Here is an 18,017-nt window from a genome sequence, read left to right as displayed (position 1 = left end):
GAAATCGATCGACGAAGCGACCCAGTCGCTAGACAATAGGGATCTGCGGCGCTTGGCTCTGATTACAACCATCTTGACTCGATCGCTGACGTTTTCATCGCGGCCCTCGTGCTGCCTGAAGTGCGTCTTTGCGCGCATTGGGTTTGCAGGAAGGCCAAGCAATGACCTACCAAAAAATTTTATTCCGGTATTGAAACTTAAAACCCCAGGAAATAGATTTCCGGCGGGCGCTCTATTGGCGCCGTCCTTGTTGATCACCAACGTTTTCAGTGAGGTAGCAATGAACCCCAAGATCTTCGACCGCCCCATTTTTCTGAAGGAAGGCAAAGCCCTTATTCGGGAAATAGCATCTTTGGCTGACGCCATTGATTTTCTTGAGGAGTGGCCTGAACGCGACCGGGACCTTGTGCATGAGGTAACCCTCAAGACCTGCTATATGGCTCATGATGGGCACAAGCCGCTTCATGCGGCACGTGACGCCATTCGGGCATTCGGCAATAAGAAGGGCATCTTGATCAAGCAGCCCGCGGTTCTGCCTTGGATGATTAAGACACCAAGCGGTGGAGGCCGTATTTCTGCATAGGAGAGCGGAAACAAATGAGGCGGCGCATCCGGACACGCGAACGACATAGGCGTCGATGGGATTAGGTAGCTTTACACTCATTGCGCCGTCTCTTTGTTTTACAACAGCCCGGTGCAACTACGCATGAACCCGCCTGCGCTGTGCCGCACTAACGCCAGGCATCCGGAACGTTCTAAGGCCAAGACGTGGGCCGTTCCTTCGCTTCTACAGCCGGTCGATGGTCGTCGCGCGCACGACGATCTCGTCCTGCGATAGCTGCTTTTCCAATCTCTTTCGATAGTCGGCCCACCACGGACGATCCAGCTCCTCTGTCATGACCTCGATGACCACGATGCGGTCGCGCTCGGTGTCGCTGCCATCACGCCACAGCCCTTCTGCCGGCGCATTGGCGTAAACCGTCACTCCTCCGAATAGATCCGTCAGCTCGCTGCGGATACAGTACTCGGAGACGAATGGTGCGTTACCCGTCAGCTATGATGACAGCAGCAGCCATTCGACGATCGCGCGCCTGGGAGCGGATTTCGTGCATCCGTTAAACGATCGCGTGCGGTTGCTCGCGAAAGCGGAAGCCGATTATCAGTTCGAAAACAAAGCCGGATCGACGAACGGAACAATCATTGGCATCGGCCGATTTGCACTGCCAGGCCAGGATCTTGACCAGTTTTGGTTCCGGGGGTGGCCTCGGCGCCGAATATGATATCGGCGGAGGCACCGGGTCGCTGATGGCGAACGCTACCACCCAGGGGCCGGAGCCTGACTTCCGGGTCCGCAGTGATTGGGGCGTTAAATTTTGAGATTATTGATCCCGCGAGCCCGGGTTCGATATGTGTTGCTGACCTCATTGATGACGGCTTGCTGCCGACCTTTAGGATCTCAGTGCCGGTCGCTACATCACCGGCGGTACGCGCGATCGAGCCACGCTCCAGGTCGCGACCAATAGGCTCGTCGGACTGCCCACGGGCAAATCGTCAATGCCGATTATAGTGAGATCATTGTTCGCATCGACAAATCAGGCGAACAACCCGTCGACTTCCGTCAAAACCACATCGGGCTGGCGTCGCTTACGGCGATTGCTGCTCTCCACGGGCTGTCGCAAGGCTATCGTCCCCGCTTCTATTAATTCCCGAAGTCCAATCCGTGGAACCAACGTTCGAGATCGGATGCGCTCGCTTTCAAGTCGGCGTGCCGCGGACTGCCGCTCGCGCCCACAGATTTACGCAAGGAGGAAGGAGGATAGCCGAACTCGCTTGAGAACGAGCGTCGAAAGTTTCGCTCATCTATCAAACCCCAGCTCCTGGCAATTTCGGCCAGTGATCGTGATGTCTGCCTGTCCGATAGAATTTCGCTGCGAACAGCACGTAGCCGCATTCGCTTGATGATGCCGGCGATATTCGCGTTATCGCCCATAACCCGGTATAGCTTCGAACGCGACATCGCGAACTCGCGACAAATGACGTCAGGGCCGAGATCCGGATCGGACAGCCGCTCCGCAATGAAGCGTCGGATTGATCGAACGACATCCTCAGTGGGCTCGACCTTCGAGACGGCGGGATTTACGCCGCCGAGGCTCGCAGCCAGAAGCGCGAGGCTCGCACGTGCTGCGCAATTGGTGTCTCGCGGAGAGATTGCTTCCGTCAGCCGATCGAGCGACCGTAGGTGCCCGCCTATCAGAATTGCCTGAACTAATTGAGGTTGAAATACGCGCGCGTCGAGCCTCGGCGACCACGACATGTATTTGTCCAGTATGGTGCGCGGAATAATCAACGCCAGCCATTCGGCTCCCTCTTGAAACACCATGTCCATGGGCGAAGCCAGTCGCGAGATCACAACAGCCCCTTCGTTTGCCACAACCCTGTGGCCTGCAATTTCTCCAGAGATGCGACCACTTACAGTTAAATTGACCATGACGTGATCCCGGCTGATGTTGCGCGCCATGTGCCGGTCGCGCAAGTAGCGAAACTCGCCAGATCGCACGCGCATAGTGCGCAATTCACCAAGAGCAAGCGAAGTGAAGTAGCCGGTGAACGATTCTGGATCCGGAATGGTTACGTTGTCGGCCGCGCCCATGACGTCTTGCCACAAGGCGAGCCGCTCAGCAGGGCTCGTGTTGTTCCGCTGAAGTTCAAGAGACATGTAGCGAGGCGTCGACGACATAAGTCCTATGCTCCCATGGCAGGGCAAATCATCCTATTTGTGCACGAAATCACGGTCAAGTTGCCCGGCCGTTCTGTTCGGGATTGACGAGGTACAGGTCGAGTGAAAACGTCGGGACAACGCGCCGACACGCTTCGAAAGTCTCCATGAAGTCGACCACATTCGCCACCTCGTCGAACATGCCAACCACCAGTAACGCGACTTATCTCGTGGCATTTCTCCTTTGTGTTTTCATCGTCGCCATCAGGAACGGCATCTTTTTCTGGGCACCGACTGCGGCGCGGCTCTGATCGAAACGACGATGGTCGAGCATCCTGAAATCACAATATCCATGCTGTCAGGCTACGAGACACATGATGGCTTGTCGGTCCGGGTAGAGATTTTCCAAGTCTCGGGCACCGACGGCTGGTGGTTGGAGGTCATCGACACCAACGGGCGTCTGACGTGCTGGGATGCACCGTTCGCCTCCGAAAAAGACGCCTATATCGAATTTTGTGCGACAGTTGTCGTGGAGGGTATGAAGGAGTTTACGAAATGACGGTGAATGGGGCACCCGACGTTCACCCGCAGCGCGCGGTCGGAGAACTCGACGACAGGTCGACGGCGCCTTCCAGCAGCGATGTCTTCCAGTTCCGGGTCGAAACCCGGCGAACCTGGTTTGGTCGATGGTTTTATATAATTCATCTCACGGAGCATCGGAGTCTCCCCAGTCGAAAGTTCAGGACGCAAGAGGAGGCGCTCCGTGAAGCCCGCGAGATGCTCTCCTATATGCGATAGCGGGCGCGCCCGCCGCACTGTCGATCCTGATGCATATCGCCTTGGGTCATCGACGCCTGAGCAATCAACAAACTCTTCCTCGAGAACGGCAAGCTGATCGCAGCCCATCCCGTCCTGGTGGGTCGCAAGCAGCGCCGGATCCATCCTGACCATTGACGAGCATTTGCCCCGCAACATTGGTCCAAAACCCCGACGACGCCATCGTCGTAAAACCCGCCGGCGATACCGTCCTGCAGCGCTTGCTCACCTTCTATGACGCCGTCGGCAAAGTACTGGCCGGGACAACCGCCCATGAGCATGGCCCTCGATGCCATTCCGTCCATGATCTGACGCGAACGGTTGGATCGACGTGACGTAGGTTCACATCCCGTCAAGAGTTTCCAGTGTCGTCTTCAACGAAGCTATTCCGTTCCTTCCGTCGAATTTGAAGGCTATAAATTGCATTGTTATGCTCTGCTCACAATGTTGATGGGAGGAGCCTTAAGCCACCCGTTCCATGGTGTCTGGGCAGGGATTGACGCGCCGCAAACGCGCGCTCAAATCTTCGACATGGCGTTCGATACTCTCTTCACTGGTGGCGACCGAGTAGACATAATGATCCGGTCGAACGATCGCCGCGCTTGTCTTGCGTTCGTCGAACCATCGGCGAAGAATGCCGCTTTCCTCGACGAAAGCCATAACGTCGTCGTTGGCCGGAAGATTCTCGGGTCGCAGATACAGAATGGTCATTCCGATCTGATGCGCCTTATCCGAAATATAAGGCGAAAGCTCACCGAAGGGCTGCGCGTCAATGATCAGTCGCCATCCACCGCCGCAAACCGTGTCAAGCAGGCCTTTTCCGCCTCGAGATGTCACGCTGGGCTGCGGAAACAGCTCGCCAGTACCGGCGCCGCCGGTCGAATCGATCAGGCCGTGACGGATTGGCGGAATGATCGACTGGCGAAAAAGTGTCCTTGGCAATCCATCGCTTTCCGCCAGGATGCGCTCGTCGCGGCGGATCGCGGCTTCCGGATCGCGTTCACACAGAACCGCGCCGATCTCCTTGATCTTCATGATCAGTTCGCGAACGTGGTCGCGGCGCTCGTCGCCGTAGGTGTCGAGAAGCTCCGACGGGGCGTTGTCTCTCAGAACTGCCTGAAGCTTCCAGCAGAGGTTGGCGACATCGCGCATCCCCTGACACATGCCCTGACCGAGGATTGGCGGCTGTTGGTGCGCGGCGTCGCCGGCGAGGAAAAAGCGCCCTTCTCGCCATTGCGGGGCGACAAGCGCGTGAAACCGATAGGCGGCGGAGCGCCAGATCGTCGCATCGTCCGGCGTGATCCAACGATCGAGGAATTTCCACACCCATTCCTGCTTTTCGACATCGCGCGGGTTTTCGTCCTCGCGCAACATGATCTCCCACCGCCGGTGGTTTTCAGGGCCGACGATGTAGGCGACCGGACGCTCGGGATTGCAGAAATGCGACGAGTTGACTGGAACACGATCGAGCTTGTCCGGATTGACGAGAACGTCGACCACCACCCACGGCTCATCGAAATTGAGGTCTTCCAATGTCAATCCGAGCCGCTCCCGCGTCCCGCTTGAGGCACCGTCGCAGGCGATGATATACTGTGCTGACACGTTCCGCTCTGTCCCGTCTGACTCCCGCAACGAAACGACGGCTTTGTCTGCAACGTTCGAAACAGCAGTGACGTCGGCTCCAAGCAGGACCGAAACGCTCGGCCATTGCGCCGCATGGGCTCGCAGCGCTTTTTCCACCGGCGGCTGGGTAAACACCATGGTCGGCGTATAGCCGAGCGGATAGGGTTCGCCGACCATGCCGACACGGCGCAAAAGCTGCCCGGATGCCCCGAAATGTTCCGAAAGATCGAAGGGGGCGACATGAGCCTCGATGCTCTCCCGGAGACCGATATTGTCGAACAGCCGCATGATTTCATGGTCGAGAGCAATCGCGCGTGGCTTATCGTAGACCTCAGTGGTGCGATCGACGCAGAGCGTTGTGATGCCGGCCTTGCCAAGGAGGTTGGCAGCCATTGCTCCCGATGGGCCGAAGCCAATGATGATGACCTGATAGTCGTTCATTCTAATCTCTTTAATTTTGGCTTTGAAGATCGATGGTGTAGGCGCCTTTGGTGCCGGCAGGCACTTCTGGAACGTTGATTGTCAGCAAGAGTGTTGGGCCTGCGCCGTCGTTGGAATTGCTATGGATCAGCCCAGCAGGAAAGGCGACGATATCGCCATCGCTCATCACGCCTGCATCAAAACCTAGTCGTACAGACAGCTGCCCGTGCAGGACGTAGTAGAACTGGTCGAACGGATGGACATGCAGTCCCATCCCGCTGCCGGGATGAACGAGCGAAACGAAAGCCTTGATGCTTTCGGAGCCCATCTTGCGGTCGACAAGTGTCTGCGTATCAAAGGCCCGGCCTTCGGCAGCATGAGCGGTGTGAGCCGAGAATGCGTTTTCATCGACGCGTCCCTTTAGGGCGGATAGTGCCTTGGCTGCACCGAGTGAGGGCAAGTCGCACGTGACCGGTACGTGGATGTCGAGCAGTTGCGCCGAGCTATCTGTTCCCATCATGACGATTGCGCGTGACCTCGGTACGAACAGGAAATCATTTGCTTCGAGCCGGACGACGTTGGCACCCTCCCTAAGCGCGACCGCCCCCGCAAGCACGTAGATCAGCCTTTCCTCGGTCGGAGAATGCAGATCGACAGGTGAAGCCGCGGCGGAGAGACGAACATGATCGATGCGGCATGGTCCGATCGCATTCAGCGAGCCGAAGACGGAGGTCCGGGCCCCTGGCGCATCTTCCGCACCAATGTCCGGTTTCAGTTTTTGAACATACCGCATCGCCATAGACCCCTTGTTAGATATGTGTGGCAGCGATTCCGCTGACGTTGGCTGCCTGTCTGCGGTTGAGCGTGCCGATAGTCAGAACGGCGAGCGTCAGGATGATCGCCGGTAGGATAGGCAGCATCAGGATGTCATGGGCCGCCCATCCGCCGGACACCATCAGCCATCCGATGAAAGACGGGGAGAACGAGGACCCAAGCCGACCCACCCCGCTTGCCCAGCCAAGGCCGGTCGAACGGCTTGCTGTCGGATAGGCATCCGTCGTCAGGGCGTTGATGACGCCGAGTCCACCCATGATCGTCCAGCCGGTGACGAAGGAGCTGAACAGCATAAGCAGCTGCATATCGCGCGAAGAGGCCAAAGCGATCATTCCCGGAATGATGACCAGGAAGTTGATGGCGGAGACCCGGTAACCCCCCCACCTTGCCGCCATCGGCCCGAGAACGACGGAGCCGACCATGCCGCCGAGGTTGAACACCGTCGACGCATAGGTCGCCATCGCCGGAGAGAAACCGAATTCCCGCGCCAGGGTCGGCAGCCACTGAAACAGCAGATACATGGTCGACAGGATCAGGATGTAGCTGACCCATAGGACAATAGTCGTGACCGCCATCCCGCCTGCGAACAGCTCGCGAAAAGTCCCAGCCGCCGGCCGTTCGCTGACCATCCAGCGGGCGTTCTGCGGGATGTCGGCTGAGGGCGATACCCGCTTGAGAAGGCGATAGACATCCGGATGGCTCGGGTTGCGGGCGATCAGGAAACGGATCGATTCCGGCAGAAGGACAATCGCGATCACCAGCGCGAGGATCGTCACGCCGCCTGCGACCATGAATAGCGACCTCCAGCCGAATGCCGGCTCGATGAAAGAGGCCAGAATACCGCCGAGCATCGCGCCTGCGGCGATGCCGCCGCTGACCACGAGAACGCCGGTTTGTCTTTGCTTGTTCGGCGAATATTCCGATACCAGCGCGCAGATGTTCGGCAGCAGCCCGCCGATGCCGATGCCTGCCAGAAAGCGAAACAGGATCAGCATATTCAAACCCTGCACATAATGGTTGGCGAGGGTGAAGATGCCGAAGAAGGCCGTGCAGGCGAGGGTCGCAGGGCGTCGCCCCCACTTGTCGCCGGCCGGTCCGAGTATCATCGCCCCAACGGTCAAGCCAACAAGCGTCGCCGTGAAGACGGAAGCGAGATCGGTCTTGGGAATTTGCAATTCCGCGGACAATGCCGGGGCGACGAGGCCCAGCGTGACATTGTCGATGCCGTCGAGCATCGCAAGCAGCACCGCCAGTGCAAAGACGGCAATGCGGTATCCTCCGACAGGCATCTGGCCGAGCACCTGCTCGACATCCACTCGGGTATTCATGTCCAATCCCTCCTCCACAGATGGAAACTTGGTTCAATCAGGCATTTTTGCTGGTCAAGGCAGACAGCCGCTCCCTCGGATGCGGGTGGATGCGATAGGCGTCCTTCGCAAAAGCATAGAGATCCTGCAGACGCTTCCAGCGAGCGGTGTGCGGCGGTGTCACGCCCCAATGATCCAGTCGGCCAGGTGGCCAGGCCCAGTATTCCGGACCGTGGTATTCGTAACTGTCGTCAATCTGATCGACGTCGGACGTGTACTCCAAAGGCCACTCCTCCGGCCCAGCGAAATAGGCGAAGGTGTTGTGCGCACAGCCGTGTCGGCCGGGGCCCCACTCGATTGGGTAGCCTGCATCGATCATTCGACCGGCGCCGCGCATCACAGCATCGAGATCCTTCATTTCGAAGGAAAGGTGGTTGAGGGTGCGCCATGGCGCCCCGCACACCACGATCGAACTGTGATCGGGGCTGTCGCAATTCAGGAATATCTGCCGTCTTGCCCGATCGCTGACGCGAAAGCCGAGAGCGTCGACGAGAAAGGAAACGAGGTTTTCAGGTTGCGGATCGTTGAAGTTGATATGGGCGATCTTGATTGGATGATCGCTTGAGCCGAAACCAGACTTGTGACGGATATCGTCCGTGACTACCGCGAAGGCCCGACCTTCGGGATCCTCGAAACCGAAGCCGTATCCGCCGCCGATGCGATCCAAAAGCCCGGGGGTTTCGACCGCAACGCCTGTGGCCGCGACACGGGCGTGCAATGCATCGACCACATCGCGGTTCGCGGCATCCATTACCGTGCGACGAACGGCGCCGGGACCCTTCGCGGGATGGATTGCCAGGATATGATGTGCATCGCACGTGCCGCGGAGATAAACGCTTCCATGGTCGCGGGCGACGATCTCCAGTTTCCAGACGTCGACATAAAAGCGGGCCGCACGCTCGGGATCTGCCATCTCTATCTCGACGCTCTGGACGCTCTTTACCGAAATTCTCACGACTTGCTCTCCCTCGGCATCACTTCGAGAAATCGTCATCCTGATAGGCGACGATGTTGAGGTAGTCCTCACGGGCTGGACCGAAGATATCGACGTTGATGGCCACGCCGTCCTCGGGAGACGGCGGATCGACATAGTGGATGTAATGGGGCGGGATGCGGATCACCGTTCCGGGTTTGCAGTCGAACGTCTGATCCTCGACATGCAACGTGACCCGGCCCTGGATCACCATGAAAATCTGGTCGAACGGATGGCTGTGCGGCGAACCCTTGCAGCCGGGCTGCAGGTAGTTGTAGGTCACCATGACGCCATCGCTTCGGAAGCCGCGCTGTATGATGCCGGGTTTGAGTTCACGTTCGGGGATGTCGTCCCAGCTGTAGGCTTTGATCGGTTTCTTCATGGCAATCTCCACTGCGTCAGGGCTCACATGCCGACGCGACGTCGACATGAAGTTTTAGAAAATCGGCAATCACGGCAGGCTCACGGGCGGCAAATCCGCTACGCGCAGCGACCGCGAATTCCGGGAAGTTTTTCCGGGCAAGCGCGATACGGCGCATCGCACCATCCACTCCGTCGGACAGGTGGATGAGACCGAGGCAGAGCCGGGTCTGGAACGACAGATCAAGGTCCCTGAGGGAGGAGAAGAAGCTCTCGTCGGGCACCACAAGCGGAACCGGAATGTGCAGGAGATCGATCCGCCGGACGCACCGCCCCTGCAGGTGATTTGACAACTCCACCATATCCGCAAAATGCTTCGGCTGGATCTTGAAGCCTGCGCCGTCCCGGCAATTCATATGTAAGGCTACCGGAATGGATTCGGGGACGGCACCAATTATAGTCGTAACGTGTTCCAAAAGAGCGTCCGCAAACGCGCTGTGTCCAGTGTCGCTTTCCGCGGCTTCGGCAAGGTCGGCAAAAGGCAGCTTTATCTGGACCGCAAGATCGGCAGAAGACGAGGGAAGATCGGTTACGACCCGCTTGACCTCGTCCATCAGCCATTCGGCGTAGGCTGAGTCCGCGTCCGGTTCCAGCCGATCTTCAGCTTCGGCGAAACGCGATATTTTAAACGGAGCCAGGATGCTGAGAGAGGCGCGGATGCCGGTCGGCAGTGCGACTGCCTTCTTCAGCGCCTCGAGGGCATCGAGCGAGCCACGGGCTCGGCGCGAAAGCCGCGCTATTCCGTCGGCTCCGGCCAGCCATGCCCTGATATCGTCGCCGTCCACGATGCGGGTGTCGGGATAGTAGAGAAGCCGGGCGCCAAGCTCTGCATGGCATAGCTGGTAGATCTCACGCTCACCGAGAAGCGGAAAATCGCCGACAAGATGGATACGGGTAGCTAGGGGTAACCTGTCGAGTGCCATGGTTCCTCCCGGCCCTTCAGATTTTCCGTGATAGTGCGGGAGGATGCCTATTATGTAAAATATGAAATTATGCGATTTATATAGTTTTCAGCTATAGAAACTTTGCCGCCGGTCACTTCAGGTCTGTGCCGATAAGCCTGGCGATCTCGATAAAGCGATTTGCCAACGGACTGGGATCACGGGACTTCAGGCGATGAATCCCGAAAACGCGCGGTGTCATGTGTTCAGTCAGCGGAACAGTCACGAGAGATCCTTCGGCTAGCTCTGCTCTGACAATCTGATCGGACAGAATGGTGACGCCACCGGTCTGCTTGACGATTTCTTTCAGAACGCCAAACGGTGCGGCCTCGATGAGATTTCGCGGGACGGGAATGCCGGCGACCGTGAATCCGGAATCGATCAGCGTGCGAATAATGCTTCCGCGTGGCGGCAATACCCACAGTGCATCCTGCAAATCCCGCAGCGACAGCGTCTTCTCCAAAGCAAAAGGGTGGCCGCTTCGTACGACGGCGGAGGTTTGCGCCGAAAATAGCGGTTCGCTGGCGATGAGGCCAATCCCGTTCGTTTCGAGGACTTCGGCCCGCATGGAAGAAATCACCACGTCGATCTCGTTGTTCAGAAGACCCTTGATCAGGTCCTCGTCATACGCTTCCACGACGTCGCATCGGATCGGCATGAAATCCACCACGATCTTCGACAGGATCTCGGGAATGATGCTCGCCGTTGCCAGAGGCGTTCCACCGACGACCATCGGACCGCTAACGCCGAGCGACGATAGGCGGACCTCTTCAAGGGCATTTTCCAACGCGTTGTCCAGACCCTCGGCATGCCGAACCAAGATCTGCCCCGCCTTGGTCAAGACGGCGCCGTGCCGTCCCCGATCCATCAGCTTTTCGCCGACAACATCCTCCATCCGCGAAATGCTGACGGAAAGGGAAGGTTGTGCGATATTCAGGGCCTTTGCGGCAGCCAACAGCGATCCCCTCTCCGCAATGACCTGAAGATATTTCAAATGGCGTGGGTTAAGGCCTGTCATAGTCGGACGTCCTGAAAGAATTCGAAAATTTTTGACCAGGCCAATCAATCAGTTAGAAACTATCGTGGATTCAACCAACTGCGACAGGCCTGCCCTATCAGATTGATTGATCCGGTCAGGCTGGCAACGTTGTATCGCCGGCATCAGTCGCTTCCAGGTCGGCCCTGACGAATTCGGCAGTCTGTTCATAATGCCGCTGCAGGAGGCGCATGGCCTCTTCGCCGTCATGATCCAGGACCGCTTTCACGATGTCCGCATGTTCCTGGCTTACCCTGCGCACCCTGAATGCCTTGCGACTGGAGAGCGCACGATAGCGGCCGAGCCGGTCCGCAAGCTGCTCGCAGAAGCCGATCAGCGGACGCGACTGGCAGCCGCTGATGAGAACGGCGTGGAAAGCCTTGTGCAGGCGCTCCCATTCCGGGTTGCTTTGGAATCGCTCGGCATTGAGTGAGCGGGGCGCCCGATCAAGCCGGTGATGGGCCACGATAAGGGCTTCCTCCCAGGCCGGGTCGGCATTAGCCATCGACTCGCGCAAAGCTATGCCTTCTACCCAGCACCGAGTTTTTGTCAGTTCCCCCAATTCCTCGAGACTGATCGGTTTTACGAAGAAGCCACGCTGCTCCCTGCCGATGACCAGGTCTTCGGTGGCGAGGCGGTTGAGCGCTTCCCGTAAGGGTGTCTGCCCGGCTTCGTAATGTTCCATCAGAAAACGAAGCTGCAACTTGCGGCCAGGTTCAAGGTTCGCCAACAAGATATCGCCCTTCAAGCGCTCGTAGATGGTCGTGGCAAGCGTAGCGGGGCTATCAAGCCCCTTGTTCGGCGCATCGACGTTCATGTGGCTCCTACAGATCAAGATTGGTTTTTATATACACGAGCATATCGAAATCTCAAAATTTATAAATTATGCCTTTACGGGTTGAAGTTTGTATATTATTCGAAAGGACAACACAGGAGGAAAGCGTGGGCGAGGAAAGGGCAAAACGCTTGAGGAGCGGTTGTGACTGCGGCGGCGTCGACGTTCATTGCCATGTTGTTCCTGCCCGTTTTCCGCTGCCGCGTGGCGGCTCCACTGTACGCGGTTGGCCGTCCATGGTTGCCTCTGACGATTGTCATGCGGCTGTGGTCATCGATGGGAAGCCCTATCGCCAGGTGAGTGACGCCTGCTGGGTAGCTGAGCGGCGGCTCGAGGACATGGATCGCGCCGGCATAGAGCTTCAGGCCCTTTCGCCCATGCCCGAGCTTTTCGGGTACTGGATTGACACGGGTGCGGCCAACGATCTCGTGCGTCATGTCAACGACGCGATTGCTGCGCTTGTTGCGGAAGGTCAGGGGCGTTTCGTCGGGTTGGGCGGTCTGCCGATGCAGGATATCGATCTTGCCTTGACCGAGCTGCATCGCATCGTGGGTGAACTCGGCTTCCGCGGCATCGAGGTTGGCAGTAATATCAACGGTGTCGCGATCGGCGACCCGCGCTTCCACCCGCTCTTTGCGGAAGTAGAAAAGCTCGGTGCGGCGGTCTTCGTCCACGCCGTGCGGCCGGCCGGCATGGATCGGCTCGTCGGGCCGGCGCCGCTTCAGCAGGTACTTGGGTATCCGACGGATGTCGGTCTGGCGGCGGCTTCGGTGATCACCGGCGGGCTGCTTCAGAAATTCTCGAAGCTCCGGATCGCCTTCAGCCATGGCGGAGGAACTTTCGCTTCGCTGTTACCGCGCCTGGAACAGGGTTATGCTGCGTTTCCGGCGGTCAAGGAGATCATGCCGGAAGCGCCCTCGGGACAGGCACGGCGCTTTTACGTGGACTCGCTCGTCTTCGATGCGGACACATTGCGGCGTCTGGTGTCCGTCTTCGGCGAACAGCGGGTGCTGCTCGGCACCGACTACCCCTTCAATTTTCGCGAAGAGGAGCCTGTTGCACGCATCAACGAGGCTTTCGACGATGTCGAACTGCGCAAACGCCTGACATTCGCGAATGCGCGGGCTTTCCTCGCGCTGGATGAGGTTTAATCAGATGGCCGATTTTCCTATTTCCGCCCTGCGGAGCGTCGAGCTGGGTACGCCCGATCTTTCAGCTTCCATCGACTTCTACACCCGCGTTTGGGGGTTGGAAGTCGTTGCTGAAGCCGGGGACAAGGTTTTCCTGGCGGCGACCGGCGACGATTTTCATGTGTTGGAGCTGAAGCGAAGCGATCGCCCCGAACTGCGCAAGATCACTTTCCGCGTGCGATCAGCAGACGACCTGAATTCGCTCTTCAGCAAGACCGTCGCAGCTGGTTGTGTCGTCCTGCGAGAGCCGGGCGAGGCCGATGCGCCGTCCGGCGGCGAACGCTTTGTCATCCGGGAGCCGCAGGGTTCCGTGCTGGAATTCGTACATGGCGACCGCCGCAGGCAAGGCGCGATCGTTGCCAATCGGCCGTACCGCCTTGCGCATGTGAACATCAACACTGCTGAGATCGAGGCGCTGTGTGCCTTTTATCGCGATGTCCTCGGTTTCCGTTTGACGGATCGCTCAAAGCTTATGGCGTTTCTGTGCTGCAACGTCGATCACCATGCGGTGGTGCTGGCGGAGGCATCCGCAAACGGCCTGAACCATGTCGCCTTCTTGATGCCGAATCTGGAGTCGGTCATGCGCGGTTCCGGACAGGTCATCGATCAGGGTTTCCCGATCGGCTGGGGCGTTGGCCGCCACGGACCTGGCGACAATGTCTTCGCCTATTTCGTCGATCCGACCGGCGTGGTCATCGAATACACCGCCGAGGTCCTGCAGGTGGACGACAGCTATCGGGTACGAGGCCCGGAGGAATGGGTATGGCCCCCGGGACGAACCGACCATTGGGGCATCGCACCGCCAAAAAGTGATGCCTGCAAGAAAGCTCAGATTTCCATCGGATTTTTCGGCGACTGACACCGCCGTTTCAATATGCGGAGGCTTTTCGTGACAAACGAGAACGATATTCCGAACCGCTATGACGTGCTGGTGGTGGGTTTCGGCCCAGCCGGCGCAGTTGCCGCCGGCATGCTCGGTGCGCGCGGACATTCCACACTGGTCGTTGATCGGCTGACCGGCATCTATGACAAGCCCCGCGCCATCGCCATCGATCACGAGATTCTGCGCCACTTCGACAATATGGGCATAGCCGACGAGGTTCTGCCTTACATCGCCCCGTTCACGGCCTCCCAGCACTTCGGTGCCCAAGGGCAGCTCATCCGCCGCATCGACATGGTGCCGGAACCCTATCCGCTAGGTTACACGCCGAGCATGGTGTTTACCCAGCCGCCGGTCGAGGCTGTGATGCGGAAGCATGCCGAAAGCTTTGACAGCGTAACGGTCGAGCTTGGCATGGAAATGACCAGCCTCGATCCGCAGGCGAACGAGGTCGCCGTAACCCTGAAGGACGCATCCGGCAAGACCCGCAGGGTTGCCGCAAAATACGTGATCGGCTGCGACGGCGCCTGGAGCCAGGTGCGCGAACAGTCCGGTATGAAACTGGTGGATCTGGTCTTCGACGAACCCTGGCTGGTTGTGGACGTGCAGGTGCATGAAGATGCACTCGGCAAGCTGCCGCATACATCGGCGCAGTTCTGCAATCCGGCGCGGCCTACGAGCTACATCATGGGCCCTAAGAACCACCGCCGCTGGGAGATCATGCTTTTGCCGGGCGAAGACCCGCGCGAAATGGAAAGACAGGAAAACGTCTGGCGGCTGCTGTCACCCTGGCTGACGTCTGAAGAAGGCGATCTCTGGCGCGCCGCTGCCTATCGTTTTCATGCGCTGGTCGCCGACACATGGCGCAATGGTCGTGTGTTGATTGCCGGTGACGCCGCACACCAGCAGCCACCGTTCATCGGACAGGGCATGTGCCAGGGGCTTCGCGACGTCTCCAACCTCGTCTGGAGACTTGATCGCATACTGAAGGGGCAATCATCAGAAGCGCTGCTCGACACATATACGGTTGAACGCAAGCGGCATGTGCAGACACTGACCGGCAAGATCAAGGCGATCGGCCAAACGATCTGCGAACGCGATCCGGAAGCCGCTGCCGCACGCGATGCCAAGATCCTCGCCGATGGTGGCGGCAAGCCGCTCACCGTGACCCGCCAGGAAATCGTCCCGCCCATCGAGGATGGATTGATCGCAAAAGAGGACACCCCGGCACGGGGGCTGCTCTTCCCGCAGCCGGCGATCGTTGAAGGCGATTCTCCGCGCCTTTTGGATAAGTTCACCGGATCGGAGTGGCGGCTGGTTCTCGACGGTCGCCGGATCGGTACGGGGGAGGGCGAAGCCTTGGCCAATACGATCGATGGCATCGTGGTCAGGGCCGTTTCCCCTCAAGAAGATAACGCTGGCGATCCGAGCACGCTTCGCGAAAGGGACGGTGTGCTTTCCGCATGGTTCGACCGGCACGGCGTCATCGCCGCTCTCGTCCGTCCGGACCATTACGTTTTCGGCGCGGCGAGATCGCTCGCCGATCTCACTGAACAGCTTTCGGATCTGCATCGGCGTCTTGCATGAGGCCCGGCGCGTTCCGCAGATGACGTCCTGATACGGTTTTTGGGAGGAAAACATGACCGATCCAGCAATCCAGAAAAGCAGTCCGTGGCGTCCGTTTGCGGTGCTCATCCTGCTCTTCCTGTTTCAAACGCTGAACTTCTTCGACAAGCTCGTCTTCGGCCTGTCGGCGGTCCCGATGATGAAGGAACTGCAGATCACGCCGCAGCAGTTCGGTCTGATCGGCAGCAGCTTTTTTCTGCTGTTTTCGATTTCAGGCGTTCTTGTTGGCCTTTTCGTGATCGGTCGCGTCCCCGTCAAATGGATCCTTGTCATCCTCGCCGCAATCTGGTCACTGACCCAGATCCCGATCTATTTCACCAGTTCCGTGACGGTTCTGGTGACCTGCCGTATTCTTCTCGGTCTTGGTGAGGGGCCGGGCCTGCCGACCGCACTTCATGCCGCGCATAACTGGTTCAGCCCGGAGAAGCGAAGCGTTCCAAGCGCGGTCGTCCTGCAAGGCATCAGCGTCGGCCTGCTCGCCGGCGGTCCGATCCTCACCTACATCATCGTCCAGCATGGTTGGCGTACGGGCTTCCTGTTCTGCGGCGTCATCGGTATCTGCTGGCTTTTCACCTGGTTGTTCATCGGCGGCGAAGGCCCTTACGCGGCGAGCAACGAAAAGACCGCTGCAAGCCCGCCTTCCGAAGCACCAATCCCCGCCCGCAAGCTCTGGCTCGATCCGACGGTTCTCGGTGTCATCATCATGTCGACCATGTCTTACTGGATCGTCGGCATGTCCGCGACCTGGCTGCCGCCGTTCCTACAGCAGGGGCTGGGCTATAGCCAGGTGCAGACCGGCAGCGTGATCTCCGCGGTGTACATCTTCCAGTCGCCACTTCTGCTCGTCGGTTCCTGGATCGCACAGCGTATGCTTCAGCGCGGCGTCAGCAAGCGTACGACACTCGGCAGCGCCTCAGGATACGCCCTGCTCGTCAGCGGTCTCGCCCTGATTGGCTCCGTCCATGCCAGCGGCGCGTTGCAGCTTGTGCTGATTGCGATCGCCTTCGCAGCGCCAAGTCTGACCACGATCTATGGTCCGATCACGCTTGGTGCGGTCGCTCCGGCCGTTCAACGCGGCAAGCTCATCGTGGTCATCTATTCCGCCAATGCCATCTCGGCCCTCGCATCAAATGCGATCACCGGCATGATCGTCCAGCGGGCCGGCCCCGAGCATCTGTCCGAAGGCTATGCGAACGCGATGATGTTCACCGCAGCAATCCTCATCATCGGTGCGATTTCCGCCTTCGCGCTGATCTTCCCGGACCGCACCATTCAGCGTTTTGGCGAGCGCGGCCGTATTTCCGATCAGATGCAGCGGGCCTGATGGCCCGCCACTTCCACACACTCAAGGAGAAGACCAATATGAAATTGTCCACCGTCAGAATAGCCGGCCGCACGACCTGGGGCGTTGTCGATCAGGATAGCTTCCGTGACGTCGGCACCGTGCTTGCCGATCGTTACGCCGATCTCAAAGCAGCCATCGCGGCCGGCCTGGCGGGCGTGGCGGAGGCAGTTGCCTCTGCCACTGCGACACCGCTTGCGGATATCGAGTGGCTACCCGTGGTGCCGAACCCGGACAAGATCCTTTGCGTCGGGTTGAACTACGAAATGCACCGCCAGGAAACCGGCCGTTCCGAAGTCGAGAACCCGACCATTTTCGCGCGTTACGCCAATAGCCAGATCGGTCATCTGGCGCCGATCGTGCGCCCGAAAATATCGACGGATCTCGATTATGAAGGCGAGCTAGCGGTCATCATTGGCAAATCAGGCCGTTACATCACCCGCGACGAGGCCATGGGATACGTTGCCGGCTATGCCTGCTACAACGACGGCAGCGTGCGTGATTTCCAGCGTCATACGCATCAGTTCACGCCGGGTAAAAATTTCCCCGATACAGGCGCTTTCGGCCCCTGGATGATGACGCCGGATGAACTCGGCCCGCTACCGGATCTGCGGATACAGACCCGCCTTAACGGCCAGGTGGTCCAGGATGCGACCTTCGGCCAGATGATCTTCGATATCGCCCGGCAGATCGAATATTGCTCCAGCTTCACGCGGCTGGAACCGGGCGACGTCATCGTCAGCGGCACACCGGGCGGGGTTGGCGCCAAGCGGCAGCCGCCGCTGTGGATGAAGCCGGGAGACGTCGTGGAGGTGGAGATCGACAGGCTCGGCATTCTCAGCAACCCGATCGTTGATGAATTAGGTTAGTATATGCTTACAGTTTGCGGTTGCGAACCGATGGAGGTCGACAGGCCCACAGGGGCCGGCAAAGTACATGAGGCGGCGCGATTTGCGCCCTTCAATTTGCCGGGATCGATTGAAATTCTTTCGGAAGGG

18 protein-coding genes are annotated in these 18,017 nt (G+C 58.8%); 8 read left to right on the top strand and 10 right to left on the bottom strand.

Features of this window, described 5'->3' with window-relative positions; translation table 11 throughout:
* Positions 1-280: 280 nt before the first annotated feature.
* Positions 281-583: a DUF982 domain-containing protein gene (locus tag HGP17_RS11270; protein ID WP_168808860.1), complete on the top strand. Its 303-nt coding sequence runs from the start codon at positions 281-283 to the stop codon at positions 581-583.
* Between the two features lie 204 nt (positions 584-787).
* On the opposite strand, the gene HGP17_RS11265 is transcribed toward HGP17_RS11270, so the two are convergent.
* Together HGP17_RS11265 and HGP17_RS11255 are read right to left on the bottom strand one after the other, a co-directional pair.
* The gene (locus HGP17_RS11265; RefSeq protein WP_168808858.1) at positions 788-985 is read right to left on the bottom strand and encodes a hypothetical protein; all 198 of its coding nucleotides are present in this window, start codon (positions 983-985) and stop codon (positions 788-790) included.
* Positions 986-1,699: 714 nt separating this feature from the next.
* The gene (locus HGP17_RS11255; RefSeq protein WP_168808856.1) at positions 1,700-2,737 is read right to left on the bottom strand and encodes a helix-turn-helix domain-containing protein; all 1,038 of its coding nucleotides are present in this window, start codon (positions 2,735-2,737) and stop codon (positions 1,700-1,702) included.
* Positions 2,738-2,883: 146 nt separating this feature from the next.
* Here HGP17_RS11255 and HGP17_RS11250 point away from each other — a divergent pair, with 146 nt between their 5' ends.
* On the top strand, positions 2,884-3,027 hold the full coding sequence (locus HGP17_RS11250; RefSeq protein WP_168808854.1) for a hypothetical protein: 144 nt from the start codon (positions 2,884-2,886) through the stop codon (positions 3,025-3,027).
* Between the two features lie 11 nt (positions 3,028-3,038).
* Positions 3,039-3,275, top strand: a complete 237-nt coding sequence (locus tag HGP17_RS11245) for a hypothetical protein (RefSeq protein ID WP_168808852.1) — start codon at positions 3,039-3,041, stop codon at positions 3,273-3,275.
* Positions 3,276-3,994: 719 nt separating this feature from the next.
* On the opposite strand, the gene HGP17_RS11240 is transcribed toward HGP17_RS11245, so the two are convergent.
* From HGP17_RS11240 to HGP17_RS11205, 8 genes are all read right to left on the bottom strand, one after another.
* Entirely contained in the window at positions 3,995-5,596 is a 1,602-nt protein-coding gene (locus HGP17_RS11240; RefSeq protein ID WP_168808850.1) for a bifunctional 3-(3-hydroxy-phenyl)propionate/3-hydroxycinnamic acid hydroxylase, read from the bottom strand.
* Between the two features lie 10 nt (positions 5,597-5,606).
* A complete protein-coding gene (locus HGP17_RS11235; protein WP_168808848.1) occupies positions 5,607-6,368 on the bottom strand; it encodes a cupin domain-containing protein in 762 nt (253 codons plus the stop codon).
* A 16-nt stretch (positions 6,369-6,384) separates the two neighbouring features.
* Positions 6,385-7,737, bottom strand: a complete 1,353-nt coding sequence (locus HGP17_RS11230) for an MFS transporter (protein WP_168808846.1) — start codon at positions 7,735-7,737, stop codon at positions 6,385-6,387.
* 37 nt (positions 7,738-7,774) lie between these two features.
* Positions 7,775-8,731 carry a VOC family protein gene (locus HGP17_RS11225; RefSeq protein ID WP_168808844.1) on the bottom strand — a complete coding sequence of 319 codons (957 nt, stop codon included), beginning with the start codon at positions 8,729-8,731 and terminating at the stop codon, positions 7,775-7,777.
* Positions 8,732-8,750: 19 nt separating this feature from the next.
* Entirely contained in the window at positions 8,751-9,131 is a 381-nt protein-coding gene (locus tag HGP17_RS11220; protein WP_168808842.1) for a cupin domain-containing protein, read from the bottom strand.
* Positions 9,132-9,147: 16 nt separating this feature from the next.
* Complete coding sequence (locus HGP17_RS11215; RefSeq protein WP_168808840.1) at positions 9,148-10,092, bottom strand: hypothetical protein; 945 nt, start codon at positions 10,090-10,092, stop codon at positions 9,148-9,150.
* Between the two features lie 112 nt (positions 10,093-10,204).
* Complete coding sequence (locus HGP17_RS11210; RefSeq protein WP_168808838.1) at positions 10,205-11,128, bottom strand: LysR family transcriptional regulator; 924 nt, start codon at positions 11,126-11,128, stop codon at positions 10,205-10,207.
* Positions 11,129-11,243: 115 nt separating this feature from the next.
* A complete protein-coding gene (locus tag HGP17_RS11205; protein ID WP_168808836.1) occupies positions 11,244-11,963 on the bottom strand; it encodes a GntR family transcriptional regulator in 720 nt (239 codons plus the stop codon).
* Positions 11,964-12,088: 125 nt separating this feature from the next.
* Between HGP17_RS11205 and HGP17_RS11200 the strand changes: the two genes are divergently transcribed.
* From HGP17_RS11200 to HGP17_RS11180, 5 genes are read left to right on the top strand one after another with little or no spacing between them, the layout of a single operon-like run.
* Entirely contained in the window at positions 12,089-13,132 is a 1,044-nt protein-coding gene (locus HGP17_RS11200; protein WP_348648916.1) for an amidohydrolase family protein, read from the top strand.
* Between the two features lie 4 nt (positions 13,133-13,136).
* Positions 13,137-14,030: a VOC family protein gene (locus HGP17_RS11195; protein WP_168808832.1), complete on the top strand. Its 894-nt coding sequence runs from the start codon at positions 13,137-13,139 to the stop codon at positions 14,028-14,030.
* A gap of 30 nt (positions 14,031-14,060) precedes the next feature.
* On the top strand, positions 14,061-15,638 hold the full coding sequence (locus HGP17_RS11190; RefSeq protein WP_348648915.1) for a bifunctional 3-(3-hydroxy-phenyl)propionate/3-hydroxycinnamic acid hydroxylase: 1,578 nt from the start codon (positions 14,061-14,063) through the stop codon (positions 15,636-15,638).
* A 52-nt stretch (positions 15,639-15,690) separates the two neighbouring features.
* On the top strand, positions 15,691-17,001 hold the full coding sequence (locus tag HGP17_RS11185; RefSeq protein ID WP_168808829.1) for an MFS transporter: 1,311 nt from the start codon (positions 15,691-15,693) through the stop codon (positions 16,999-17,001).
* A 38-nt stretch (positions 17,002-17,039) separates the two neighbouring features.
* A complete protein-coding gene (locus HGP17_RS11180) occupies positions 17,040-17,888 on the top strand; it encodes a fumarylacetoacetate hydrolase family protein (protein WP_168808827.1) in 849 nt (282 codons plus the stop codon).
* The last annotated feature ends 129 nt before the right edge of the window (positions 17,889-18,017 follow it).

Source organism: Rhizobium sp. P38BS-XIX (genome assembly GCF_012641435.1).
Classification (GTDB): Bacteria; Pseudomonadota; Alphaproteobacteria; order Rhizobiales; family Rhizobiaceae; genus Rhizobium.
Note: the sequence above shows the minus strand (reverse complement) of the source record. Positions and strands in the feature narration are given on the sequence as shown.